At 61.8% G+C, this 25,562-nt stretch carries 23 protein-coding genes and 1 pseudogene; 6 read left to right on the plus strand and 18 right to left on the minus strand.

Translation table 11 applies throughout. The features are described 5' to 3' along the window. Positions 1-63: 63 nt before the first annotated feature. The 6 genes and pseudogenes from J3R84_RS22500 to J3R84_RS22525 form a co-directional block, all read right to left on the minus strand. Complete coding sequence (locus J3R84_RS22500) at positions 64-1,311, minus strand: adenylate/guanylate cyclase domain-containing protein (RefSeq protein ID WP_113568423.1); 1,248 nt, start codon at positions 1,309-1,311, stop codon at positions 64-66. Further along, on the minus strand, positions 1,308-1,697 hold the full coding sequence (locus J3R84_RS22505; RefSeq protein ID WP_113568421.1) for a response regulator: 390 nt from the start codon (positions 1,695-1,697) through the stop codon (positions 1,308-1,310). The genes J3R84_RS22500 and J3R84_RS22505 overlap by 4 nt, the downstream gene beginning before the upstream one ends. A 2-nt stretch (positions 1,698-1,699) precedes the next feature. Beyond that, positions 1,700-4,201 carry a GAF domain-containing protein gene (locus J3R84_RS22510; RefSeq protein ID WP_203527850.1) on the minus strand — a complete coding sequence of 834 codons (2,502 nt, stop codon included), beginning with the start codon at positions 4,199-4,201 and terminating at the stop codon, positions 1,700-1,702. Between the two features lie 320 nt (positions 4,202-4,521). Then, positions 4,522-4,933: pseudogene (locus J3R84_RS22515) on the minus strand (amidohydrolase family protein); the annotation flags it as partial. A 14-nt stretch (positions 4,934-4,947) separates the two neighbouring features. After that, complete coding sequence (locus J3R84_RS22520; RefSeq protein ID WP_057209748.1) at positions 4,948-6,264, minus strand: aspartate aminotransferase family protein; 1,317 nt, start codon at positions 6,262-6,264, stop codon at positions 4,948-4,950. A 2-nt stretch (positions 6,265-6,266) separates the two neighbouring features. Continuing rightward, positions 6,267-7,316 carry a phosphotransferase gene (locus J3R84_RS22525; RefSeq protein ID WP_113568419.1) on the minus strand — a complete coding sequence of 350 codons (1,050 nt, stop codon included), beginning with the start codon at positions 7,314-7,316 and terminating at the stop codon, positions 6,267-6,269. 183 nt (positions 7,317-7,499) lie between these two features. Between J3R84_RS22525 and J3R84_RS22530 the strand changes: the two genes are divergently transcribed. From J3R84_RS22530 to J3R84_RS22555, 6 genes are all read left to right on the plus strand, one after another. Further along, positions 7,500-8,180 (plus strand): GntR family transcriptional regulator, encoded by a 681-nt coding sequence (locus J3R84_RS22530; RefSeq protein ID WP_203527852.1) that lies wholly within the window; start codon positions 7,500-7,502, stop codon positions 8,178-8,180. Positions 8,181-8,256: 76 nt separating this feature from the next. Continuing rightward, on the plus strand, positions 8,257-8,997 hold the full coding sequence (locus tag J3R84_RS22535; RefSeq protein ID WP_025429178.1) for an SDR family NAD(P)-dependent oxidoreductase: 741 nt from the start codon (positions 8,257-8,259) through the stop codon (positions 8,995-8,997). 243 nt (positions 8,998-9,240) lie between these two features. After that, positions 9,241-10,266 (plus strand): ABC transporter substrate-binding protein, encoded by a 1,026-nt coding sequence (locus J3R84_RS22540; RefSeq protein WP_373688517.1) that lies wholly within the window; start codon positions 9,241-9,243, stop codon positions 10,264-10,266. A 98-nt stretch (positions 10,267-10,364) separates the two neighbouring features. After that, complete coding sequence (locus J3R84_RS22545; protein WP_051509248.1) at positions 10,365-11,444, plus strand: ABC transporter ATP-binding protein; 1,080 nt, start codon at positions 10,365-10,367, stop codon at positions 11,442-11,444. After that, positions 11,441-12,619 (plus strand): ABC transporter permease, encoded by a 1,179-nt coding sequence (locus J3R84_RS22550; RefSeq protein ID WP_113568417.1) that lies wholly within the window; start codon positions 11,441-11,443, stop codon positions 12,617-12,619. The genes J3R84_RS22545 and J3R84_RS22550 overlap by 4 nt, the downstream gene beginning before the upstream one ends. 3 nt (positions 12,620-12,622) lie before the next feature. Continuing rightward, the gene (locus tag J3R84_RS22555) at positions 12,623-13,405 is read left to right on the plus strand and encodes an ABC transporter permease (RefSeq protein ID WP_203527856.1); all 783 of its coding nucleotides are present in this window, start codon (positions 12,623-12,625) and stop codon (positions 13,403-13,405) included. Here J3R84_RS22555 and J3R84_RS39045 read toward each other — a convergent pair. From J3R84_RS39045 to J3R84_RS22615, 12 genes are all read right to left on the minus strand, one after another. After that, positions 13,335-13,763, minus strand: coding sequence for an NADPH-dependent FMN reductase (locus J3R84_RS39045; protein WP_082523721.1), 429 nt, complete (start codon positions 13,761-13,763; stop codon positions 13,335-13,337). The genes J3R84_RS22555 and J3R84_RS39045 overlap by 71 nt on opposite strands. Further along, positions 13,645-14,937, minus strand: a complete 1,293-nt coding sequence (locus tag J3R84_RS22565; protein ID WP_203527859.1) for an amidohydrolase family protein — start codon at positions 14,935-14,937, stop codon at positions 13,645-13,647. The genes J3R84_RS39045 and J3R84_RS22565 overlap by 119 nt, the downstream gene beginning before the upstream one ends. Further along, on the minus strand, positions 14,934-15,875 hold the full coding sequence (locus tag J3R84_RS22570; RefSeq protein ID WP_057219028.1) for an ABC transporter permease: 942 nt from the start codon (positions 15,873-15,875) through the stop codon (positions 14,934-14,936). Before J3R84_RS22570 ends, J3R84_RS22565 begins: the two co-directional genes overlap by 4 nt. 1 nt (position 15,876) lies before the next feature. Beyond that, positions 15,877-16,926 carry an ABC transporter permease gene (locus J3R84_RS22575; protein ID WP_025429171.1) on the minus strand — a complete coding sequence of 350 codons (1,050 nt, stop codon included), beginning with the start codon at positions 16,924-16,926 and terminating at the stop codon, positions 15,877-15,879. Further along, positions 16,916-18,445 carry an ABC transporter ATP-binding protein gene (locus J3R84_RS22580; protein ID WP_025429170.1) on the minus strand — a complete coding sequence of 510 codons (1,530 nt, stop codon included), beginning with the start codon at positions 18,443-18,445 and terminating at the stop codon, positions 16,916-16,918. Before J3R84_RS22580 ends, J3R84_RS22575 begins: the two co-directional genes overlap by 11 nt. Positions 18,446-18,576: 131 nt before the next feature. Continuing rightward, positions 18,577-19,602 carry a BMP family protein gene (locus tag J3R84_RS22585; RefSeq protein WP_084815383.1) on the minus strand — a complete coding sequence of 342 codons (1,026 nt, stop codon included), beginning with the start codon at positions 19,600-19,602 and terminating at the stop codon, positions 18,577-18,579. 283 nt (positions 19,603-19,885) lie between these two features. Continuing rightward, positions 19,886-21,322, minus strand: coding sequence for an FAD-binding oxidoreductase (locus J3R84_RS22590; RefSeq protein ID WP_203527861.1), 1,437 nt, complete (start codon positions 21,320-21,322; stop codon positions 19,886-19,888). A gap of 56 nt (positions 21,323-21,378) precedes the next feature. Next, complete coding sequence (gene gfa / locus J3R84_RS22595) at positions 21,379-21,960, minus strand: S-(hydroxymethyl)glutathione synthase (RefSeq protein ID WP_113568412.1); 582 nt, start codon at positions 21,958-21,960, stop codon at positions 21,379-21,381. A 117-nt stretch (positions 21,961-22,077) separates the two neighbouring features. Further along, positions 22,078-23,205 (minus strand): S-(hydroxymethyl)glutathione dehydrogenase/class III alcohol dehydrogenase, encoded by a 1,128-nt coding sequence (locus J3R84_RS22600; protein WP_203527911.1) that lies wholly within the window; start codon positions 23,203-23,205, stop codon positions 22,078-22,080. A gap of 49 nt (positions 23,206-23,254) precedes the next feature. Then, the gene (locus tag J3R84_RS22605) at positions 23,255-23,941 is read right to left on the minus strand and encodes an ABC transporter permease (protein WP_113569760.1); all 687 of its coding nucleotides are present in this window, start codon (positions 23,939-23,941) and stop codon (positions 23,255-23,257) included. A 3-nt stretch (positions 23,942-23,944) separates the two neighbouring features. Then, the gene (locus J3R84_RS22610; protein ID WP_203527864.1) at positions 23,945-24,652 is read right to left on the minus strand and encodes an ABC transporter permease; all 708 of its coding nucleotides are present in this window, start codon (positions 24,650-24,652) and stop codon (positions 23,945-23,947) included. Between the two features lie 98 nt (positions 24,653-24,750). Further along, positions 24,751-25,548 (minus strand): transporter substrate-binding domain-containing protein, encoded by a 798-nt coding sequence (locus tag J3R84_RS22615; RefSeq protein ID WP_057204796.1) that lies wholly within the window; start codon positions 25,546-25,548, stop codon positions 24,751-24,753. Positions 25,549-25,562 lie beyond the last annotated feature (14 nt).

The following is a 25,562-nucleotide window of genomic DNA, read 5'->3' on the forward strand; positions in this document are numbered from 1 at the left end:
TCGGTCGCCAGATCGAAACCTTCGTGGAGGTTTCTTCAGTGAGGCTCACAGGCCAACAATCAATCAAATGGTTATTGTCGCACTTGTTTCACCGTTTAGCAGTCGCCTCAGGTGGAAGCTCGCAAGCCGATCGTCGGAGTTTCGACCAACCAGGGCTGCAAATGACGCGATTGCATGGGGATCGGCCGCTTCCAACTCTTCGAAGGCTTGCAAGTACGCCTGTGTGTCTGGACTGGCATATCGCTCAGACTTAAGTGGCTCGAAAGCGCGGATGGGCTCGGTCCTGCCTCGAAGCAACAGGTTGCCAACCGGACGACCGCAGAACGTCTGCACCCGTGCAGCCAGGTTGCCGCTGACGCAGATCTGTGTGCCGATCGTTTTGTTGGCCGTCTCCAATCGCGCGGCGACATTGATGGTGTCGCCATAGGCGCTGTAGTCGAAAAACCGCTCTCCGCCGAAGTTGCCGACGAACGCGGTGCCCGCGTGTGCACCGATGCGGGTATGGCCAAGCGCTACTCCCTTTCTGCGCCACTGCTCACGGAAGGACGACGCGAACACATCGAGCTCAAGACAACAGGCGACGGCGCGGCTGGCGTGGTCCGGCTGGTCGGCTGGCGCTCCGAAGAGCACGTGCAATGCGTCGCCGACAATCTTGGCCACCGTCCCGTCATGGGCGAACACGATGTCGGTCATACCGACGATATAGTCGTTGAGCAGTGGTTTCAGTACGTCCGGCTCGATTGTTTCCACCAGCGTTGTGAACCCTGTCAGGTCGGTAAAGAGCGAGGCAACCTCCCGACGCGCGCCACCGAGGTCAATCGTATCGGCACTGTTTGCCAGTCGCTCGGCCAGATTGGGCGAGAAGTAGCGCGAAAGCGACGCACGCGCCCGTTCGGCCACGGACTGCCGACGCTGCGCTTCGCGCAGCGTCTCCACATGGTGGATGGTTTTGCCAATCGTCGCCTCCAGATCGGCAAAATCGATCGGCTTCGTCACGAAATCGTAGGCGCCGCGGTTCATCGCGGTTCGGATATTGGCCATGTCGCTGTAGGCGGAAACGATGATTGTGGACAGATCCTGGTCCCTCTGCTGAAGCTTCGCCAGCAGCGACAGGCCATCCATGCGTGGCATGTTGATGTCGCTCAGCACCATATCAACATCCCGATTGTCGGCGAGCATTGCTAGCGCCTCGACGCCGTCACGCGCAAACAAAAAGCGCAGCGTACCTTCGCGGATCTGCTTGCGGAACTTCTGGACGAGGAGAAGCTCAAGATCCGGCTCGTCATCGACAACGAGTATGATGGTACTCATGCGGATCCCCCGACTCGAATGTCGATTTCCTCCTTAAGGACGACGAAGTCGATCGGCTTGGTCAGCAAGGCGTCAGCACCGCACTCGAAAGCCTGCCGCTTCGTGTCGGGATCGCCGTAGGCGGTAATCATGATCACCGGGACGTCAGGCCGTAAACTCCGCGCTTTCGGTAGCAACTCGAGACCGCTCATGCCCGGCATATTGACGTCGGAGAGGATGAGGATGAGCGTGATGTCGGTCGCATCGGCGATGCGTTCGAGCGCGGATTGCGCTGACCGGGCGAACTCCATGACAAAGCGGCCGGCACGCAGGTCGCGGCGGAATTGCTGTTTGAAGAGCAGCTCGACATCGGGCTCGTCGTCGACGACCAGGATCAGAAGGCTCATGATCACGCCCCCGGCTTTGCGAACGTCGCGGCCGTCCGCGGCAACTGGATGCGAAACTCGGTATAGTGGCCTAGCTCCGTCTCTACCTCGATCGAACCGGCATGTTGTTTGACGACGATATCGTGACTGAGCGAAAGGCCGAGACCCGTCCCCTCGCCAGCAGGTTTGGTCGTGAAGAAAGGATTGAACATCTTTTCCCTCACCTCCGGCGGAATGCCGGGACCGTTGTCGCGGACGCTGATTTCGACACGATCGCCGAGATCCCGGGTGGTCGCCACAAGTGTCGGCTCATAACTTTCGTCTTTCTCGGAAGCTGCGCGCTTGCTTGTGGCGTAGAAGCCGTTCGAGATGAGATTGAGCAGCGCGCGCGTGATCTCCTGCGGGTGGAGATCGATGTTCCCGGCTGCCGGATCGAGGGACTTTTCGAGCTTGACGTTGAACCCCTGCTGTTCGGCCCGCGCGCCGTGATAGGCGAGATTGATGCTCTCCTCGACGATCGCGTTGATGTCGGCGGGCCGGCGCTCGCCCGCCCCCTGGCGCGAATGCAACAACATATTCTTGACGATTGAGTCGGCGCGCGCGCCATGCGCAATGACCTTCTCAAGATTGATCCTGAGCATCGAGGCAAGCTCATTGACCCCTGCGCGTGCTGCGCTGTCAACGACGACATTGTCGAGGACCTGATGCAATTCCTCGATCAATTCGACGCAGAGCGCCGCGAAATTGTTGACGAAGTTCAGCGGATTCTTGATTTCGTGGGCGATGCCAGCGGTCAATTGTCCGAGGGAGGCAAGTTTCTCGGTCTGGATCAATCTTTCCTGCGCGGTTCTCAGCTCATCGAGCGACCGTGACAGTTCCTCGGTTCGTGCCTGAACCTCCTGGAAGAGTCGCACGTTTTCGATCGCGATCACCGCCTGGTCGGCGAATGTCGAGGCCAGCTCGACCTGTTTGTTGGTGAACGGCCGTACTGTCGAGCGGGTCAGGGCAAGCACGCCGATCGGGCTGCCTTCTCGCAAGAGCGGCACCCCGAGCACGGTCCGAAATCCCCCAAGTCGTTGTCCCTCATGCAAGGCGTATTCGAGGTCGTCGAGGACGTCGACAACCTGGATCGGGTGGACTTCGAGCAGTGTCCTGCCGACGATTGTACCGCGCCCCGGCTCCAGCGGGAGGCCCTGGAGATATTGGCCGAACTCCTGCGAAAAGCCGTAACTTGCGACAGGGTAGTGTGCATCGCCGATCGGTCGGGTCATCGTTGCCATGTCTGCCTCGCAGAGCCGGGCAGCGGATGCGACCAGCGTGTCAAGAACCGTTTGAAGGTCGAAGGCGGAGCGGCTAATGACCTTCAGCACCTCTGCCGTCGCCGTCTGTTGTTCCAGCGCCTCCGTCAATTCGGCCGTTCGTGCCTTCACCTCGTCGAACAGTCGCACGTTCTCGATCGCAATGACCGCTTGGTCGGCAAAGGTCTGCACGAGCTCGATTTGCTTTTCCGTGAACGGCCGGAATTCAAGCCGGCGAATGACGAGGCCTCCGATAGCTTCCCGATGCCGCATCAGAGGCGCTGCCATGATTGAGCGATGGCCCATCCTGACGGCCATGCTTTGCCCCTCGGGGAAATCGTCGGGCACCGCGGTCAGATCAGGCACATGGATGAGTTTTCCATCGACGACAGCGCGCCCTGTAACCCAGTTCCGGGATACCGGCCAGCCAGGAAAATCGATCGGAATTGGTCCGTGATGCGCGCGCAGAAAGAGGGTATCGCCGTCCTTCAGGAATATTGCCGCGTCGTGTGCTTCACAAAGCTGCGCCGCGGACGCGACCAGCGTGTCGAGGACGGCCTGAAGATCGAAGGCGGATCGGTTGATGACCTTGAGAACGTCCGCCGTCGCCGTCTGCTGCTGCAGCGATTCCTTCAGCTCGAGGTTCCGTTTCTCCAGATCGGTTAACAGCCGCCCATTCTCGATCGCGATTACCGCCTGATCGGCGAACGTTCTAAGCAGCTGGATCTGGCGCTCCGGAAAAAGTCCGATCTCGCGGCGGCTGACGCCGATCACTCCGATCGGACGTCCTTTCAGCATCAGCGGCACACCGATGGCACTGCGATAGGACACGAGCTTCGCCAGCGGGAGCAGTTGGTACTCGGGATCGGCAAAAACGTCGGGGATCTGTTGCATGGCCCCGCTGAGAAAGGCTCGACCGGTTACGTTGCCCTTATAGGGTTTCCGCGGGAAAATGGCACGTACCGCGTCAATGCCATCACGTGTGATGCCGTGATAGGCGACCGGGTGCAGGAGTTCCCCGTCAAAGCGAAAGACAAAGCAGAACTCGGCCTCGCACAGCCTCGCCGCGCTTTTCGCTATGGCGTCGAAAACGGGCTGCACGTCGGTCGCCGAGATCGAAATGACGCGTAGTATTTCGCTCGTTGCCGTCTGCTGTTCGATCGCCTCTCCAAGCTCCCGTTTCAGTTGCTCGATCTGGCGTTCGAGAGTGAAGCTCAATTCCTCCACTTTACTCCCCCAACCACCCTTCCTGCAGTCGACCAGCTCGGTACGACCAAGCAGAATGAGCAGAATACTCTATCCAGCCAGCTATGACGAGGAAGGGCATGTGGTCAGCGTCTAGCCGTGACTGGCGCTGCATATTCTTACGCGCGCGTGCAGCTCTTCCTCTGGCACTGATGTTGAAAATTGCCTGGAAGCGTTGATCCGCGCTTCCGGTTTGCCGATGTCCATTTGTGCCTGCAGACGAGGGCAGAAGTCGCGACATCCGAAATTAGCCACGAGTGCACGCGCATTGAGGTATTGAAGCTTGTTCTCGTCCAGTCCGTTCAACGCGCTTGCGGTGGCACGACGTGACGGCGGTTGATGGTCGCCGGACGGACCTTGATGGACAGGGCCGTATCGCGCTTCTCGCGTTCAGCCACGACCTTGCCCTTCGCCACGACACAGAGCCGCTCGGCGGGCAGCCGCACCGCCTCGATGGGGTTGCCCGCATCGAGCACAACGAGGTTTGCCGATTTGCCGACGGCTAGGCCGAGATGATCGAGATCCCATGATCTCGGCATTGACCTTGGTGACCATGTCGAAACAGGTGCGCATGTCCGTGGGCGAGGACATCTGGGCGACGTGCAATCCCATGAAAGCGACGTCGAGCATGTCGGCTGTGGCGTGCCGCCCCTGCAGCATGATGTTGATGAGCGGATTGGGGATCGCCGAGACAGCGGCTTCCGCAATCAGCGGCGGCTTTGCTTCTTTCAGAGCGTCCTCAGCACGTCGCCGAGTGCGTCAACCAGCATGTCGGCGTTCTCGCGGGAGAAGACGAGGGGAGGGCGGATCTTCAGAACGTTAGCATTGGGACCTGAGGCGCTGATCAGGATGCGGCGCTCGCGCAGGCCGTTGACGATGCGTGTCGACAGGGCCGCGTCAGGACGCTTTGTCGCCGAGTCCGCGATGATCTCGACACCGATGAAGAGCCCAGACCCGCGCACGTCGCCGATCGCCGGATGGGTAGCTGAGAGGCTCTTCAACCTATCCATCAGGTGGCGACCAACCACCAGCGCATTCTGCTGCAGGCCTTCAATGCGGATCGTGTCCAGCACGGCTTTGCCGGCGGCGGCCGCGACTGGATTGCCGCCGAACGTGTTGAAATAGCGCGCCCGAGGACCGAACTCGGCAATGACCTCCGGGCGCAGAACGATGCCGGCCATCGGGTAGCCGTTGCCCATCGGCTTGCCGATCGTCACCATATCGGGCGCGACGCCGTGGCGTTCGAAGCCCCACATGGCCTCGCCGGTGCGGCCGAAGCCGGGCTGTACTTCATCCGCCACGAAGAGACCGCCGGCCTCATGGATGGCGTCGACCGCCGGCTTCAGAAAACCTTTCGGTCCCTCGAAAATACCGTCGCTGGAAAAGATCGTGTCGGTGATCAGCATGGCCGGCTTGATGCCGTGGCGCTTCAGGTCGGCAATCGCCGCGCGCACGTCGCGGCCGAACTTTTCCACCATCTCTTCGGCGGAATGACGGTAGCCGTCCGGGGCGGGCACGGTGCGCACATGCGGCCCCAGCGTCACGGCTTCGCCGAGGGATGGCGAGAATTCCGCGACGGCGCTCGTGAGACCGTGATAGGCAAGCTCCGTTGCGATGATGCCTGTGCCGCCGGTGACGAAGCGGGCGATGCGCACCGCAAGGTCATTCGCCTCGCTGCCGGTACAGGTGAACATGACCTGGCTGAGCGCCTCGGGGAAGGTGGCCGTCAGCGCCTCTGCATAGTCGACGATGCCTTCGTGCAGGTAGCGCGTGTGGGTGTTCAGCACGGCGGTTTGCCTGGTGATCGCCTCCACCACGCGCGGGTGGCAATGGCCGAGCGAGGCGACGTTGTTGTAGGCATCGAGATATCGTTCGCCGGCCGCGTCATAGAGAAAGACGCCTTCGCCGCGCACGAGATGCAGCGGTTTTTCATAGAAGAGGCGGTAGGCGGGACCGAGCACCTTTTCCCGGCGCGCGATCAGCGCCCGTTCGGCTTCGTTGAGCCGTTCGAAATCTTCGCGCGAGAAGGCATTTACCATCGACATGATCAGGCCTCGGAAAGGTTGGGCACGAGCCTTTTCAGCCCGGCCGGCGTCAGATCGGATATGTTTTGAAGCCCCCGCCAGGCGGTGGCGTGGTTGCGCAAAATGTAGTCGCGGTTTTCCGGGAAGCGTGCGGAGCGCCATTCGGCGATGATGAGAGACATCGCCAGCCGCGACCGGGTCAACACTGGTAGAAGTTCAATTTCGGCAGGATCCAACGCACGTGCCGAAAGGAACCCCTCCAGGAAGGAACTGGTGCGCGCCGCCCAGTTTTCCGTCGCCAGATGATAGGAAAGCGCGACGGCAAGATCGTTGATGAGTGGCGCATGGACCATGTCGCCGAAATCGATGATGCCGACGACTGCGGTGGGTGCGGCCGGATCGAGCAAGACATTGTGCGGGTTGAAGTCGTTGTGGATGATCTGCCGCCGCTTGAGATTGGTGATGGCGGGAAGCGCCCGCTCGAACTCCGCCAGCACGGCCTTCGCCTGCGCCCGGCGTTCGGGCGCGACATGGTCGAGGACGGCAGTGAGATCGAGCGTGTGGGAAATGTCCCACATCAGCTTTCCCGCCGGCGGGCGTCCGTCATAGTTCTCAAGGCCGAGCCCGAGTTCCGCAAGCGCCCGGCCGACGTTGCGGCTCTGCGCCTCGGAGGCGGGTGTGCGGTACTGCAATTCTCCCCGCAGGAAAGTGAGCAGGCGCATGATGCGCGGGCCATCGGCGGTGGAAAGCGTGTGGCTAGGCTCTCCGCTTTTCGTGAGTATGAGCCGCGGCACCGGTACGGCGGGGGCGGCAGCCTCCAGATGCAGGAGCGCACCGTCCTGGAATTCCAGCGCGGCCGGGTCCTCGGCGGGATTGGCAATCTTGAGGATGAAGTCCGTTTCGTCAGAGCGGGTGAAAAGAAAGGTCTCGTCCCTTTCGCTGGAGAACCGCCTGATCGTGCCGCCCATGCCATAGACCTGCTTCACCGCGGCCTCGGCATCGGCAAGCGATGTCGCACTCCACGTCGCCGACATGGAATCGGCCTTCTTGGCGGTGGGCGATGGCTCCGTCATGCTTGCTCCGTTGGTGGGGTTGCCCGCATTTCCTTCGATTGTCCCTGCCGTCTGCTGACCACGGTGCCGACTAAATTGCCGCCGCAAGCCGTTTGGCGGAAGATGTCCGCGACATGTCATACTTGAAACACGCCGAAAAAGATGCATCAAGTATCTTGTTACTCGATTTTGCGGACCAGTTCCATGCCTCAATTTACATCACTGGATCATGAGAACCTCAACAGCGCCGTTTATGGTGCGTTGTGCGATGCCCTGATCCAGGGACGGTTCCAGCCCGGCGACCGGCTGAAGATCCGTGATCTGGCGGAACAATTCGGCACGAGCGTCACACCGATCCGCGACGCCATCCTTCGGCTTGCCAATGACGAGGCGATCACCTTCCGCTCTCCGCGCGACATCCGCATCCCGGGTTTGAGCGAAAACCGCTACCACGAGATCCGCGCAATCCGTGTCCGGCTGGAGGGATTGGCGGCGGAAACCGCCGCCCAGGTGGCGACGAGCACGGATATCGAGGCATTGGAACGCATCTTGCGCGAAAATGAACAGGCAATCGAGGCCGGCGACCGGCTGAAGGGCACGCAACTCAACCAAGCCTTCCACTTCCTGTTGCCGCAGATCGCTGGGCTGCCGGTGCTGAACGGCATCCTGCGGCGGCTCTGGCTGCAGATGGGGCCGCACATTTCCGATGCCTATATAGAGGGTGGACGTGCGATGATCGACCATCACTACCCGGTCGTCGAAGCCCTGAAACGGCACGATTCCGCCGCCGCCTCGATGGCGATCGTCGACGATATCCTGCTCGGCGGCAAGCCGATCCTCGAGCGCATCGAACCGGGAACGGAGCGGGAGGCGCGCCGGGCCTGACATCACTTGGAAGAGGAGGCTTGCAATTCATGGGCGGCCCATTACGATGTATCAAGCATCAACAGAGAACGCTCCCATGACCGAAGAATGCCGCTACATGTTGCTGACGGGTGCGAGCCGCGGGATCGGTCATGCGACGGTCAAGCTCTTCCAGTCGAAGGGCTGGCGCATTCTCACCGTTTCCCGTCAATCCTTTTCCGAGGAATGCGCCTGGCCCTCCGCCCGCGAAAGCCATATCCAGGCCGACCTCGCGGATCTCACGCAGATCGACCGCCTGGCAGCGACGGTGCGCGAGCGCCTGCCGAACGGCCGGCTGCACGCGCTCGTCAATAATGCCGGCATTTCGCCGAAGGGGCCGGGCAAGAGCCGCCTCGGTGTGCTGGATACGGATGCCGATGTCTGGACGCAGGTGCTCAACGTCAATCTGATCTCGACCGCTTTGATCGCCCGCGCACTCATGCCGGAACTGGAAGCAGCGAAGGGCTCGATCGTCAATGTTACGTCGATCGCCGGCTCGCGCGTCCACCCCTTCGCAGGCGTTGCCTATGCGGCGTCCAAGGCGGCGCTTGCCTCGCTGACCCGTGAAATGGCGCACGAATTCGGCCAACGCGGGGTCAGGGCGAATGCCATCGCCCCGGGCGAGATCGAAACGTCGATCCTGTCGCCCGGAACGGATGAACTGGTGGCGGCGGAAGTGCCGATGCGAAGACTGGGCGAACCGCGCGAGGTCGCGGAGACCATCTATTTCCTCTGCACCGAGCCATCGTCCTACATCAACGGCGCGGAAATTCACATCAACGGAGGTCAACACGTCTGACGATGGTCGACTGGGGAAAATCCCCGCTGACCGACAAGGACCGGAGTGCATCATACGGTCGGACAAACGCCCGGGGAGAAAGGGCGCGACGACTGGAGATGCTGTAATCATCGCGATACGCCAAAGACAGGGACGGGTCAGCAGTCCGCATGAAATCGTCAACGGGGGCCGGAGGCTGACGGCGGTTCCTTCACAAACGAAGAAAAGGGGAGTGCAATGAAGACTATCTTTCAAGCGGGTGTTCTGGCGTCCGCCGTCGTCGTGCTGTCCGCAAGCCTTAACGCACCGGCATTCGCACGGGACCTGACCGTCGTCTCCTGGGGCGGCAACTATCAGGACGCGCAGCGCAACATCTATTTCAAGCCCTTCGCCGAAAAGACCGGCAAGCCGGTGCTCGACGAAGCCTGGGACGGCGGCATCGGCGTCATCCAGTCGAAGGTCAAGGCCGGCGCGCCGAACTGGGATGCCGTGCAAGTGGAAGCCGAAGAGTTGGCGCTCGGCTGTGCCGACGGACTTTATGAAAAGATCGACTGGGACAAGATGGGCGGCAAGGACAAGTTCCTCGATTCTGCGGTCGATGACTGTGGTGTCGGCGCCATCGTCTGGTCGACGGCGATCGCCTATGACGGTGATAAGCTGAAGGAAGGCCCGGCCTCCTGGGCGGACTTCTGGAATGTCGAAAAATTCCCCGGCAAGCGCTCGCTGCGAAAAGGCCCGAAATATACGCTCGAATTCGCGCTGCTCGCCGATGGCGTCTCTAAGGACGAGCTGTACGACGTGCTTGGGACCGACGAAGGGGTCGAGCGCGCATTTAAGAAGCTCGACGAGTTGAAACCGCACATCGTTTGGTGGGAATCGGGCGCCCAGCCGCTGCAGTTCCTCGCCTCTGGCGAAGTGGCGATGACGTCGGCCTATAACGGCCGCATCACCGGCATCAACCGCACGGAAGGCAAGAACTTCAAGGTCGTCTGGCCGGGCAGCATCTACGCCGTCGATAGCTGGGTGGTGCTGAAGGATGCGGAAAACAAGGACGCTGCACAGGACTTCATTGCCTTCGCAAGCCTGCCCGAACATCAGGCGAAGCTGCCGGAATTCGTCGCCTACGGCCTCCCGAACAAGGAAGCTGCAGCCAAGGTTCCGGCGGAATTCGCCAAGGACCTGCCGACTGATCCGGCGAACATGACGGAGTCGATCTCGCTGAATGTGGACTTCTGGATCGACAATGCCGAAACGCTGACGCAGCGCTTCAACGCCTGGCTGGCTCAGTAAGAACATCCGCCGCGAAGGGCGCTCCGACGGGCGCCCTTCCTGCCTGGCCGGGTGCGTTCTCACGGGTTTTCCGGATGGCGCATCCTTCGCCTCTAGCGATGGAGCCTTCCGTGGCCGAGTTCATTCGATTTGACCGCATCACCAAATTCTACGGCCCGCTCTGCGTGGTTGAAAACCTGGCTCTCGGCATTGGCAAGGGCGAGTTCGTAAGCCTGCTCGGCCCCTCCGGCTCCGGCAAGACGACGATACTGATGATGTTGGCGGGTTTCGAGCAGCCGACCTCCGGCAATATCCTGTTGGACGGGACCGCGATCAACGACGTGCCGACCCACAAGCGGGACATGGGGGTCGTCTTCCAGAGTTATGCCTTGTTCCCGCATATGTCGGTCGGCGAGAACGTGGCCTTCCCGTTACAGATGCGTGGGCTGGGCAAGGCGGAGATCGCCGAGCGCGTGGCGCGAGCGCTGGACATGGTGCAGCTGTCGGCCTTCACCGACCGCCGGCCTTCGCAACTCTCCGGTGGGCAGCAACAGCGTGTGGCGCTTTCCCGCGCGCTGGTCTTCGAGCCGCGCGTCGTGCTGATGGACGAGCCGCTAGGCGCGCTCGACAAGCAGTTGCGCGAGCAGATGCAGCTCGACATTCGCGACCTGCACCGCCGCCTTGGCGTGACGATTGTCTTCGTCACACATGACCAGTCGGAGGCGCTGACCATGTCGGACCGCGTCGCCGTCTTCAACAAGGGTAAGATTGAGCAGATCGGCACGCCGCGGCAGGTCTATGACGAACCGGCGACGCGCTTCGTCGCGGAATTTATCGGCGAGACCAATCTGGTCGAGGGTGTCGTAGAGGCGGTGCAGGGGCAGGAGGCGACTGTGCGCCTGCGGTCCGGCGCGCATATCGTTTCGGCCGTTTCCGGCAGCGTCGCCTCCGGCCAGCCCGTCTTTCTCTCTATCCGGCCGGAGCGGGTCGATCTCAGCGAAACGCGCGGCGAAGCGCGCAATTGCCTGGAAACGGAAGTGACCGATTCCGTCTATCAGGGCGATCATCTGCGTGTGCAGTTGCAGAACGCAGCACAACCGCTGATCGCCAAGCTCGGTCGCCGGTCACGCGAATTCCCGCCGGGCACCAAGGTCTATGCGGCCTTCTCAGCCGGCGATTGCCGGGTCATCGCGCCATGAGTGCAGTCTCGTCCCGGACCGGGCGGTCGCTCGTTCTTCTTGCGCCGCTGCTTCTCTTCCTCATCGGCTTCTTCGTCTGGCCGCTGTTCAGCATGATGTCGCAGGCGGTGTCGGATCCAGCCGTGCTGCGCCTGCTTCCGCGAAGCGCCGAAGTACTGACGGATTGGGATCGAAAGTCGCCGCCGACCATGCCCATGCAGACGGCGCTGATGGAGGACCTGAAGGCCGTCGATGACGACCAGGCGCTCGGCGATATGGTCCGCCGCCTCAACAGCGCCCGTTCCGGCTTCCGCACGCTCATGTCCAAGACGATCAGCGCGCTCGACGACACGGCGAACCCGCCCGCCGACCTCGTGTCCATCGACAAGCGTTGGGAGAAACCGGAATTCTGGCTGGCCATCGCCGATGCGCTCTCGCCGCTCACCGATCGCAACCTGCTCGCCGCAGTCGATCTCGGCCGCAATGCCGCCGGCGATATCGAGCACCTGCCAGCCGACCGGTCCGTCAACCGCGTTATCCTCGTGCGCACCTTCTGGATCGCCGCACTTGTCACCTTGGCCTGCGCCGGTATCGGCTTCCCCTATGCGATGATCGCGGCTTCGCTGACTGGCTGGAAGCGCGACCTGATGCTGGCTGCCGTGCTGCTGCCGCTCTGGACTTCGCTTCTGGTCCGCACCGCCGCCTGGTTCATCCTGTTGCAGGAAAAAGGGTTGATCAACGACCTCCTGCAAACGCTCGGTCTGATCGATGCGCCGCTGCCGTTGATCTTCAATCGCACCGGCGTCATCATCGCCATGACCCATGTGCTGCTGCCTTTCATGGTGCTGCCGATCTATTCGGTGCTTATTACAATCCCGAAGAACCTGATGCCGGCGGCCGCCTCGCTCGGAGCGCCGCCCTGGCGCGCGTTCCTGCGCGTGCTGCTGCCGCTGAGCCTGCGCGGCGTCGCCTCCGGCAGTCTGCTCGTCTTCATTTCTGCAATCGGCTACTACATCACCCCGGCTCTGATTGGCGGGCCGGGCGACCAGATGATCAGCTCGATCATCGCCTTCTACGCCACAGGTTCTGCGAACTGGGGCATGGCCGGGGCGCTTGGCGTCGTGCTGCTTGTCGCGACGCTGCTGCTCTATAGTGTCTATGCGCGGCTCTCCACTGACGAGCCGGGGAGGCGCTAGGTCATGCCGATGAAGCTCACCAAGTTCGCTTTCGCCTCGCTGACGATCCTCTTCCTCGTCGCGCCGCTCATCGCCATCCTGCCGCTCGCCTTCACCTCGAGCGTCATCCTCACCTACCCGATCCCGTCCTGGTCGCTGCGCTGGTTCGAGGAATTGTTCACGGCAGATGCCTGGCGGCGGGCGATCTTTAACAGCCTGATCATCGGGACGGGCACGACGCTGCTCGCCACCGTGCTTGGCACCGCCGCCTCGCTCGGCCTGCGCAACCGCCTCCTCTTCTTCCGCGGGTCAATACGCACGCTTTTTCTACTGCCCATGGTGGTGCCCGCTGTCGTGCTCGGTGTCGGCATGCAGGTGCTGCTCGCGAGTTTCGGCCTGACGAACAGCTATGCCGGCGTGATCATCGCCCACACTGTCGTCGCCGTGCCCTTCGTCGTGGTCAGCGTCATCGGCGCGCTTGCCGGCATCGACGAACGCGTGGAACTCGCCGCACAAAGCCTCGGCGCTTCGCCCGCAACGGTCTTCCGCCGCGTGACCCTGCCGCTCGCCATGCCCGGCGTGCTCTCCGGCGCGGTGCTGGCCTTCGCCACCTCGCTGGACGAGGTTGTGCTGACGCTCTTTGTCGCCGGTCCCAACCAGCGTACGCTGGCCCGGCAGATGTTTTCGAGTATCCGTGAGAACATCAGCCCGGCGATTGCGGCAGCGGCCTTCCTCTTCATCGTCGCGACAATTCTGATCGGCCTCGCGGTTGTGCTGTCTCGATCTGTGCTGGCGAAGCGGCGTTAGACAAATTTGCGCGTCCGGGATGAAAAGATCGTTGAAGGCTTTGGATACGTAAAGGGATAGATAAGCGCGCTGATGCCGGCCCGAGCAGCCAATCGATCGGGTTTTTGAGGCTGCAGGGAATGCTGCGGACATATTCAGGGCTCGAAATGATCAGCCCGTCACTCGCGGAAATTTTCTCGATGAACCGGATGACGCTCTGGGGTATTCGGGCCCTCCCGTTCTGTTCTCGTCCAGTCCGTTCAGCGTGGCTGCGGTGGCACGATGTGGCGGCGGTTGATGGTCGCCGGACGGCCCTTGATGGACAGGGCCGTATCGCGCTTCTCGCGTTCAGCCACGACCTTGCCCTTCGCCACGACACAGAGCCGCTCGGCGCGCAGGCGCACCGCCTCGATGGGGTTACCCGCATTGAGCACAACGAGGCTTGCCGATTTGCCGACGGCTAGACCGAGATGATCGAGTCCCATGATCTCGGCATTGACCTTGGTGACCATGTCGAAACAGGTGCGCATGTCCGCGGGCGAGGACATCTGGGCGACGTGCAATCCCATGAAGGCGACATCGAGCATGTCGGCTGTGCCGAGGGAGTACCAGGGATCGAGCACGCAATCCTGACCCCAGCCGGTGCGGATGCCGGCCTTCAGCATTTCGGGCACTCGCGTCAGGCCACGCCGCTTGGGATAGGTGTCGTGCCGTCCCTGCAGCATGATGTTGATGAGTGGATTGGGGATCGCCGAGACCCCGGCTTCCGCAATCAGCGGCAGCAGTTTCGAGACGTAGTAGTTGTCCATCGAATGCATCGAGGTAAGGTGCGAGCCGGCCACCCGGCCTTGCAGGCCGAGCCTCTGGGTCTCATAGGCAAGCTGCTCGATATGGCGCGACAGAGGATCGTCGGTCTCGTCGCAATGCAGGTCGACCATCAGGCCGCGCTCGGCCGCGATCTCGCAAAGTTCGGTAACGGAACGCGTGCCGTCGGACATGGTCCGCTCGAAATGCGGGATGCCGCCGACGATGTCGACGCCCATGTCGAGGGCGCGGATGGTGTTCTCGCGCGCATTCGCCAAGCGGTAGAGCCCGTCCTGCGGGAAGGCGACGAGCTGGAGATCGATATAGGGCGCGATCTCCTTCTTGACCTCGAGCAGCGCTTCGACCGCAAGAAGGCGGTCGTCGCAGGTATCGACATGGGTGCGGATGGCGAGGAGGCCCATCGAGACCGCCCAGTCGCAATAGGCCAGCGCGCGTTCCTTGACGGCCTCGTGGGTCAGGAGCGGCTTGAGTTCGCCCCACAGCGCGATGCCTTCGAGCAGCGTGCCTGAGGCATTGATACGCGGCAGGCCGTAGGACAGCGTTGCGTCCATATGGAAATGCGGATCCACAAAGGGCTGGCTGACGAGGTTGCCCGAGGCATCGACGACACGACCGGCCCCGGCATCGATACGGGGCTCGATCGCGGCGATCCTGTCGCCCTTGATGCCGATATCGGCGACGGTTCCATCGGGCAGCGTGCCGCCCTTTACGATCAGGTCGAAACTCATCTTTCGCCTTTCTGGTACGGGATCATCAAAGCTTTGGGATAGGTGGCGCGGCGTGCGACCAGGATCAGCGCCAGGATCGACAGCGCATAGGGCATCATCAGGAAAACCTGATAGGGCACGATACCGCCCGATATCTGCTGCAGGCGAACCTGATAGGCATCGAATGCGGCAAACAGGATGGCGCCGATCAGCGCCTTTCCTGGCCGCCAGGAACCGAAGACGACCAGCGCGATGCAAATCCAGCCGCGCCCATTGATCATCTGGAAGAAGAAGGAATTGAAGGCCGAGATGGTGAGAAAGGCGCCGCCGACCGCCATCAGCGCGCTACCGACGGCGACGGCGCCCATGCGTATGCCGGTGACCGAAATGCCTTGCGCCTCGACCGCCGACGGGTTTTCACCCGCAGCGCGAACGGCAAGGCCAATGGGGGTGCGATAGAGGATCCAGGCGACGGCTGCGACCGACACGAATGCGAGATAGGTCAGCGGCGTCTGGGTAAACAGCGCCTCACCAACGACAGGAATGCTGGACAGGCCCGGGATCGGCAAGGGCTGGAACGGCTCGATCTTGGGCGGCGACGTCACCTCGGGCAGCGCAAGACGATAGGTGAAATAGGTAAGGCTTGTAGCAAGCAGCGTAACGCCGATGCCGACGACGTGTTGCGACAGGCCGAGCGGTACCGTGAGCGTGGCGTGCAGCAAGCCGAACATGGCACCGACCAGGGCAGCGACCAGCACGCCGGCCCAAAGATCGCCGCCAGAATAGACGGTGAACCAGCCGGCGAAGGCGCCTGCCGTCATGATCCCCTCGATGCCGAGGTTGAGGACGCCCGCGCGCTCGCAGATCAACTCGCCCATGGTTGCGAAGATCAGCGGCGATGCTATGCGGATGGCGGCGACCCAGAAGGAGGCGGTGAAGAGGATCTCAAGCGCGTCCATGTCACCTCCACCTTATCCGGAATCGCGTCAGAAGGATCGCGACAACCATCGTCAGCAGCGAGGTGGCGACCATGACGTCGGCTATGTAACTCGGCACCTTGGCCGCACGGCTCATGGCATCGGCGCCGACGAAAATGCCGGCGACGAAGATGGCCGATGCGATGACGCCGAGCGGGTTGAGCATGGCCAGCATCGCGACGACGATGCCGGAGTAGCCGTAGCCCGGCGACAGGTCGAGCGTCAGGTTGCCCTTGAGCCCCGAGACTTCTGAAAAGCCGGCAAGTGCGGCCAACCCGCCCGAAAGCAGCGCCGTCTTCATGAGCGTGCGGTTGACCAGAATGCCGACAAAGCGTGCGCCCTCGGCATTGAGGCCGACGGCGCGCATTTCGTAGCCGAGAACCGTCTTTTTCATGACGACCCAGACGAGAACGGCCGAAGCAAGGGCAATGACGAAACCATAGTGCAGGCGCTTGCCCTGGATGAGGCGTGGCAATTGCGCTTCGGCGATCACCTTCTGCGATTGCGGCCAGCCGAGCCCCATCGGATCCTTGAGCACACCTTCAAGCAGCATCGACACGAACAACAGGACGATGAAGTTGAGCAGCAGCGTGGTGACCACCTCATCGACGCCGAAGCGGGTCTTCAGCACGGCCGGGCCAAGCAGAAGCATTGCGCCTGCGGCCATGACGGCGGCCATGATCACCGGGATCAGAATGACCGAAGGTAGCGGCAGCGCGCCGGTTCCCAGCACCACGGTGACGACGCCCCCGATGTAGAGTTGCGCTTCTGCGCCGATGTTCCAGAGCTTGGCCCGGAAGGCGACGGCGATCGCCAAGCCCGTGAAGATCAGCGGCGTCGCGCGGGTCAAGGTTTCCATGAGCGCGAACTGCGAGCCGGCCGCACCCTTGGCCACAAGATAGAAGACGGACAGTGGCGAAGCGCCAGCGGCAAGAACCAGCATCGACGTCAGCAGCAGCGTGGTGGCGATGGCTGCCAGCGGAAACAGCAAGGTGACCGTCAATGACGGTGCGGGCTTCGGCTCAAGCCGCATGATCGCTGGGCTCCCCGCTGTGGCCTGCCATCAGCTCCCCCAGTTCCCGAATGCTGCGTTCACCGCGCGAAGACGGCGTCGATAAGCGCCCCTTGGACATGACGATGATGCGGTCGGACAATGCCAGGATTTCCTCAAGGTCCTCCGAAATCAGCAATATCGCCGCGCCCCTTTCCCGCGCTTCAAGCAACATGCGGTGAACATAGGCGACGGCGCCGACATCGAGGCCGCGGGTCGGCTGGCTTGCAAGGATGACCGCCGGGTCGGGATCAAGGGCCCGGCCGAGGATGAGCTTCTGCATATTGCCGCCCGAGAGCAGGCGTATGCGGGCCTCGGGCGAGGGGCATTTGACGTCGTAGTCGGCAATGAGTTTCTCGGCGAAGCGGCCGGCGGCTTTCCAGTTCAGGAAGCCCATGCGGTTGAATCGCGGGCTCCGGTAGCGTTCGGCGATGACGTTCTCCGCCACACTCATGTCGCCGATGCTGCCGATAGCGTGGCGGTCTTCCGGAATGCGGGCCACGCCATGGGCGAGCGCAGCGCGCGGCGACCAGTCAGCGACTTCCTGCCCGGCGATGGAAATGCTGCCGCCGGTTGGACGCCGGATGCCGGCGATGAGGCCGGCAAGGACAGCCTGACCATTGCCGGCAACGCCGGCAAGGCCGGTGATTTCACCAGCTGTCAGCGTGAGCGACACCTTATCGAGGCCGGCTCCGTTATACGGCGCTGTTGAGACGCCCTCGAGCGCCAGCAGCGGTGCGCCCAGTTTCACCGGGCTGACCTCCGCCGGCTTGACCTCCTGGCCAACCATGAGGGAGGCCAGTTCTTTGCGATCGGTCGAGCCTGTCTCGCGCTCGCCGACGAGCTGGCCGGAGCGCAGAACCAGTACACGATCGCTGACAGCCATCACTTCGTGCAACTTGTGGGAGATGAAGATGATCGACAGGCCTTTGGCGACGAGCAGTTTCAGCGTCCGGAACAATGCGTCGGTCTCGGCGGGGGTCAGAACAGCCGTCGGCTCGTCCAGGATGAGAATGCGGGCTTCGCGATAAAGGGCCTTCAGGATCTCGACGCGCTGGCGTTCGCCGACCGAAAGGGTGGAGACGGTGGCCGCGGGATCGACGGCGAGGCCGAAATCGGTAGACAGTTGCGCGATGCGCCGCCGCGCTGCGGCCCGGTCGAGCCGCATGCGCCAGAGGCCCTGCGTGCCAAGCGCGATGTTTTCCTGCACCGTCATGTTGTCGGCGAGAGTGAAGTGCTGGTGGACCATGCCGATGCCGGCATCGAGGGCTGCGCGCGGATCTCCCGGCGGAAGCGGCTTGCCAAAGGCCTCTACGGTTCCTTCGTCTGCGATGTAGTGGCCGAAGAGAATGTTCATCAGCGTCGTCTTGCCGGCGCCGTTCTCCCCGAGAAGCGCGATGACTTCGCCCCGCTTCAGGTCGAAGGAAATGGCCTCGTTGGCTCGGAGCGGGCCGAAACGCTTGCTGATGCGTGAAAGACGAAGGGCGGGATTGCTTGACACATCGGTGACCGGAAGTGGCGTTGCGGGGGGCTTCCTTTCTCGTCCAGGGAGGGAATGGTCGCTGCCGGCGAAGGGTAATCCCTCGTCCGGCATTGCCAACCACCTCTCCCATGAACGGAAGGAGAAGAGGGCTAGCTCGATTTTGGCTCGGCGTCGTTGATCTCGACGGCGAACGAGCCATCCTTGATCATCTTTTCCTTCTCCGCGACCTTGGCCTTGATGTCGTCCGGAACCTTGCTGTCGAAGGTGCCGAGAGGCGCGAGCGAACAGCCGCCGTTCTTCATGAAGGAATAGACGCCGTAGTCGTCGGCCTTGAAAGTGCCGGCCTTCACTTCGGCGATAGCCTTGTCGAGTGTCGGTTCGAAATGCCACAGCGCGGAGACGACAACGGTGTCCGGATAGTCCGCCTGGGTATCGATGACATTGCCAATGGCCAGGACTTTCTTCTCCTTGGCGGCGTCGGACACGCCGAAACGCTCGGCATATAGAAGGTCCGCACCGCCATCGATCTGGGCGAATGCGGTCTCCTTGGCCTTGGGCGGATCGAACCACGAGCCGATGAAGGCGACCTGGAACTTGGTGTCCGGGGCCACTTCATTCACGCCAGCCATGAACGCGTTCATCAGCCGGTTGACCTCCGGGATCGGATAGCCTCCCACCATGCCGATGTTCTTGGACTTGGTCATTGCGCCGGCGACCAGGCCGGACAGATAGGATGCGTCCTGGATATAGTTGTCGAAAACCGAAAAGTTCGGCACGGCGGCATCGGGCTTGAAGCTCGAGCCCATCAGGAAGGCGACGTCAGGATAGTCTTTGGCGACGGCGCGGGCGGCATCCTCGACGCCGAAGACCTCGCCCAGGATCAGCTTGTGGCCGGCCTCGCAATATTCGCGCATGACGCGCTCGTAATCGTTGTTCGCGGTGTTTTCAGAATAGACATATTCGATGTCGCCGCGCTCCTTGGCGGCATTAGCTGCCTTGTGGATACGGCTGACCCACTGCTGCTCGACCGGGACGGTATAGATGGCCGCCACCTTTATCGGGTCCGCAGCAAACAGACGGCTCGGCAGACCCGCCGCGGCCACCACGGCGGATGCGCCAGCAACTTTCATCAGGGTTCTTCTGGAAATGGCGGAATTGAAGGAATTGCTATGCATTAAATTCCCCTCTGGTTGATTGCGCGTTTTGGAACACGTCTTTTTTACCACTTGGTCAATGTAGGTGAAGTTGGAGGTTGCAGCAATTGGGTGCCGCGGAAAGTTCGCCGCAGGCAATGGAAGCAAAACGCGGGATCACGAAGGCCGCTCGATCGTGAATTGCGGGCGTGAGCCCATCGCGGCGCTGAGCAAAGGCCTGCCGCTATTCTCCGAAATCGCCGCGCCGACGCTTCTCAAGCTGATGAGCTCGAAGGCTTTTCCGGGGGTGGGGGGTGGCGCAGATCTATCGGGTGGCGTGAACCCGTCGCCGAAGGGTCGGTTGCCGGGGCAACACCTTTCCCGGATTGAGGATCGCGGACGCATCGAGCGTGTCCTTGACCCGATGCATCAGCGCCAGCTTGACCGGGTTCGATGTGGCTGACAGTGACCCCACTCTCTTGGTGCCGATCCCATGCTCGGCAGAGAATGACCCGCCGATCGTAACTATGTCCCTGTAGAGCACCTTCTCAATGGCTTTCGCCTTTTCGCCTGCAATGTCACTGCCAGCCGCGTTGAGGACGATATGGAGATTTCCGTCAGCAAGATGGCCGAACACGTAGGGATCGAACGTGGCATCCAGTCCCCTGAGATCTGCAAGACAGCGATTAAGATAAGACCCGACTTGCGATAGAGGAACCGAGACATCGTAGGATGGTGCGCTCGGATGCTTTCGGTAGATGAGGTCCGTGTCTTCGCGCAGTCGCCAAAGATCCATCTCCTGCGCACCTGAGGATGCAATGACGGCTGAGGCGTCGGGGTGATCCTCGATGACGTCTTCATAGATACGTCCCAGTTCCGATTGCAACGCTCCCTCCTCGGCCCCGCTTAGTGAAACCAGCAGGTTGACCGGATGCTCGGCATTGTAGTCCGAGACAGACCAACGATGATGGCCGGATGTCAGACGGAAATAGGTGTTCCAGATCGCTTCCGCAGCGCGTAGTTGACCGTACTCGGCGTCGAGACCTCGACGAACTGTCTCGAGCGCTGCATCAACTGACGGTAAACCGAAGAGGACAGTGGCCGTGGCAAAGGGCTGGGGCTCAAGCTTGACGGCAATACGCGTTATGATGCCGAGTGTTCCTTCGGCTCCCACAAAGAGATGTTTCAGATCATAGCCGGCCGCGTTTTTCACGACCCGTGTAAGATCGGAATAGATCGAGCCATCCGCGAGCACGGCCTCCAGGCCGAGAATGCGATGCCGCATGACCCCAAACCGAAAGGCTGCAATACCCCCGGCATTCGTCGAGGCCATACCTCCGATCGTTGCCGAACCGCGCGATGGCAAATCGATCCCTGTTTCAAGTCGATGCTCCGCGGCCGCCACTTGCAGCGCTTGCAGTGTCACGCCGGCCTCCACGACCGCAACCCGCTCGATTGGTGAAATATCCAGGATTCGATTGAGGCGGACGGTTGAAAGCACCAGTTCGCCCGGCCGAGACATCGCCCCGCCTACGAGCCCGGTTCGTCCTCCATGGGTGACGAGCGAGATCCCGTTGGCGAGGCAACATTTGACGACGGCGGCAACCTCATCGGTCGTTCTCGGGAAGACTACGGCGCCTGCCCCGAGATTTTCAGGTGCAACTCCGTGGTCGATCGTGGCAATGGCCTCCTCGTCCTTGAGATTTTCGTCACCAACAATTCTACGAATTTCGTCTTTGAATTCGGGCTGTAGGCGATCCATTCGATGTTACCTGTTGGTGGATGTCGAGAACGGTGAGATGTCTGCGGCAGACTTGTTCAGGCCGTGTCAGTTTTGAGCGCGCCACTCTTCTTTGCCGTCCAGGTGGCGATGAAGTCCATGAGGCCAGGGTTGAGGCAGTCATAGGGCTCAATACCAAGCTCTCGCAGGCGGCCACGCACGCCATCCATCTTTGCCGGATCGTATCCGCTTTCGATGATCGAAGACACGAAAGCCGCAAACCCCGGCTTCGCCCAGCCCGTTTCCTGGAACCGCTCAGGATGCAAGAAGGAAAGCCCCTTGAACGGATGGTCGCGTTCGACGGGGCCGTACATGTGCACGCCGCAGTCCTTGCAGGCGTGGCGCAGAATAAGAGCGGCCGGGTCCATGACAGCGAGCTTGTCGCCGTTTTCGAGTATCTCGACATTGTCCGTCGGCGCGACGGCGACGACCGAGAAGACAGCACCATCGGGCTTCCAGCACTTGGTACAGCCGCAGGCATGGTTATGGGCAATGTCGCCCCTGATCCGGACCTTCACAGGGTTGCTCGCGCAGTTGCACACAAGTGTGCCGCCCGAGAAGGCTGCATCGGTCGCCTGGAAACCGGAATCGAGGGATGGATGTATCGCAACGCTTGGCATGGGCTTCTCCTCCTTCATGGCCGGCGCGGTATGCCCGGCAGATCATTGGCATCGCCGGGCGGACGCTTGGCGATGTGATGAACGGATTGCATTCGTGATGCGGTCGTGAACCCGCGCTCAGTATACCACGACGCTGCGGATGCTTTCGCCGGAATGCATCAGTTCGAAGCCCTTGTTGATGTCTTCGAGCGGCATCGTGTGGGTGATCATCGGATCGATCTCGATCTTGCCCTCCATGTACCAGTCGACAATCTTCGGCACGTCGGTGCGGCCGCGCGCGCCGCCAAAGGCGGTGCCCATCCAGCTGCGACCGGTGACGAGCTGGAACGGACGGGTGGAGATCTCCTGGCCAGCGCCGGCAACGCCGATCACCACCGACTTGCCCCAGCCGCGATGCGAGGCTTCGAGCGCCTGGCGCATCACCTTGGTGTTGCCGGTGCAATCGAACGTATAATCGGCACCGCCGATCTGGTCGGCCCCGCGCTTCGTCATGTTGACGAGGTAAGGCACGATGTCGTCGCCGACCTCCTTCGGATTGACGAAGTGGGTCATGCCAAAGCGTTCGCCCCAGGCCTTCTTGTCGTTGTTGAGATCGACGCCGATGATCATGTCGGCGCCGGCAAGCCTGAGGCCCTGGATGACATTGAGGCCGATGCCGCCGAGGCCGAAGACGATCGCGGTCGCACCGATCTCGACCTTGGCCGTGTTGATCACCGCGCCGATGCCGGTGGTGACGCCGCAGCCGATATAGCAGATCTTGTCGAACGGCGCGTCGGGATTGACCTTGGCGACGGCGATCTCCGGCAGCACGGTGTAATTGGCGAAGGTCGAGCAGCCCATATAGTGATGGATCTTGTCCTTGCCGATCGAAAAGCGCGAGGTGCCATCCGGCATCAGGCCCTGGCCCTGGGTCGAGCGGATCGCCGTGCACAGGTTGGTCTTGCGCGACAGGCACGACGGGCAGGAGCGGCATTCCGGCGTGTAGAGCGGGATGACGTGATCGCCCTTCTTGACCGAGGTCACGCCCGGGCCGACATCGACGACGACGCCGGCACCTTCATGGCCGAGGATCGCCGGGAACAGACCTTCCGGATCCGCGCCGGCAAGCGTGAAATCGTCGGTGTGGCAGATGCCGGTCGCCTTGACTTCGACCAGCACCTCGCCGGCCCGCGGGCCTTCGAGCTGAACGGTCATCACTTCCAGCGGGTTGCCGGCCTGAACGGCGACGGCGGCGCGTACATCCATGGACATTTCTCTTTCCTTTTAACGTTTTCGGCCATTTCAGGCAGTCGGCCTATCGGGGCAGGTAGCGCGTAAGATGGGCTTCCAGGAGCCGTACGAGCGTGATCAGCACCAGATTGATCAGGAGATAGAGCACACCGGCGATGGCGAATATTTCGAGGATTGCATAGGTCTGGCTCATCAGCCGCTTTGCATGGCCGGTGATTTCGAGGACGGTGATGGTGGAGGCAAGGCTCGTTCCCTTGACGACGAGCACAAGCTCGTTGCCGTAGGCCGGCAGCGCTTGCCTGATGGCGAGGGGGAACGTGATCCGGCGAAAGCGCAGAAACCGCGACATGCCGCAGGCCTGAGCGGCTTCGACGAGCCCTCCCGGAATGGACATGAGGCCGCCGCGCAGGATTTCCGATGTATAGGCCGCCGTGTTGAGTGCCAGCGCCATAACAGCGCAATGGGCGCCATCGCCGACGATCCACCAGAGCATGGGGTTGTCGCGCACGAAGGAAAGCTGGCCGAGGCCGTAGTAGAAGAGAAAGAGCTGGACCAGTAGCGGCGTGCCGCGGAAAACGGTGCTGTAGCTTTTGGCAAAACTGCTCAGAGCCGTGTTTTTCGACAGACGCATGACCGCAAGCGCCAGACCGAGATTGAAGCCGATGACGATCGAAGTGACAGTCAGGACAGCGGTGAGCCACAGCCCCTTGGCAAGGGTCGGAACTGCGAGGCGAACGAGTTCGAAATCCATGGCCTATTTCCTCGTACGGGGACGCAGAAGGCGTTCGATCCAATCGAAACCACCCTGGCTGACCAGCGTGATTGCGAGGTAGACGACAGCGGCGATGAGATAAAAGATGAAGGGATGGCGGGTCGAACCCGCCCCGACGAAGGCCGCGCGCATCAGTTCCTGCAAACCGACCACGGAGACAAGCGCGGTGTCTTTGATCGTGGTCTGCCAGACATTGTTCATACCCGGTACCGCGATCCGCAGCATCTGTGGGGCGATAATGCGGCGGAAGATGCGCCTGCCTGGAATCCCAAGCGCCCGCGCCGCTTCGATATGTTCGGCCGGTATGGCAGCCAGAGCCCCCCGCACGACCTCCGTCGAATAGGCCCCCGATATGGCTGCGATTGCAACGACTGCGATGGTGAAGGCGTAGCCGTGGCCAGCCAGACCTTCATAGCCAAACGCCGCGGCGACCTGGGCTACGAATTCCACGGAGGAAAAGAAGAGGAGATAGATGATCAGGAGTTCCGGGACGCCGCGCACGATCGACGTGTAGACGTCCACGACAAGCGTGAGCGGAAACAGCCGCGCCCATTTCATCAGGCCGCAGGCAACGCCGATGACGATGCCGAAGGCCATGCTCGTGACCCCAAGGGCGACGGTGATCGCCGCGCCGCGCAGGATTGCGGAGATCCAGCCGCCGTCCCATACCTGCCATAATCCAAGTTCCATCGAACCCGCCCAACCTTCGCATTGTCCTGTCGGATGAAGCCCCCCGAAGAAGGATCGACCTGACGGCCTTTCCTCACCCGGGAGACGTCGTGTTGGTGTTACTGGCAGGGACGGGAGATGTCCGTCTTGAACCAGGTCTGGCTCGTATTGCCGATCGAGCCGTCAGCGACCAACTCGCAGAGCGCCTCGTCGATGCGGGCCTTCAGCTCGGTATTCTCCTGCGAAATGCCGACGCCGATGCCTTCGCCAAGCGTCGGATCGAAAGTGCTGAGCACCTTCACATCGACGAACTGGAAGTCCTTGCCATCCGGGCGCGCCAGGAAATCCTGAAGGGCGGAGGCATCGGCGAAGGCGGCCTCGACGCGGCCGCTGGCGAGATCGATCTGCATCTGGTCGAGCGTGTCGTAGGTCTTCAGGACGGCGGAGGAGGCGCGCTTTTCCACGAAATGGGCATGGGTCGTGCCGGCCTGGACGCCGACCGTGCGGCCGTCGAGCGATTTCAGCAGCGCATCGATGTCCTTGATGCCGGCGAGATCGGAATCCTTCTTCACCACGAACATGTTTGCGAGTTCCGCATAGCCGACCGAGAAGTTGATCTGCTTCTTGCGTTCAGCCGTGATCGACATGCCGGAAATGATGATGTCGAAACGTTTGGCTTTGAGCGCCGGAATGAGACCGTCGAAGGCCTGCACGACGAAATGGCACTTCATCTTCAGCTTGGCGCAGAGCAGGGTCCCGACATCGGCGTCGAAACCCGTCACGTTACCGGTGGCGTCTGCCATGCTCCATGGCGGATACTCACCCTCCGTCCCGATCGACAATTCGCCCTCGGCGGCCTGGGCCGCAGTGAGGCCGGCGGCGAAGAACGTGGCGAGCAATAGACTTTTGAGCTTCATGTTTTGGTTCCCCA

Source organism: Ensifer canadensis (assembly GCF_017488845.2).
GTDB lineage: Bacteria > Pseudomonadota > Alphaproteobacteria > Rhizobiales > Rhizobiaceae > Ensifer > Ensifer canadensis.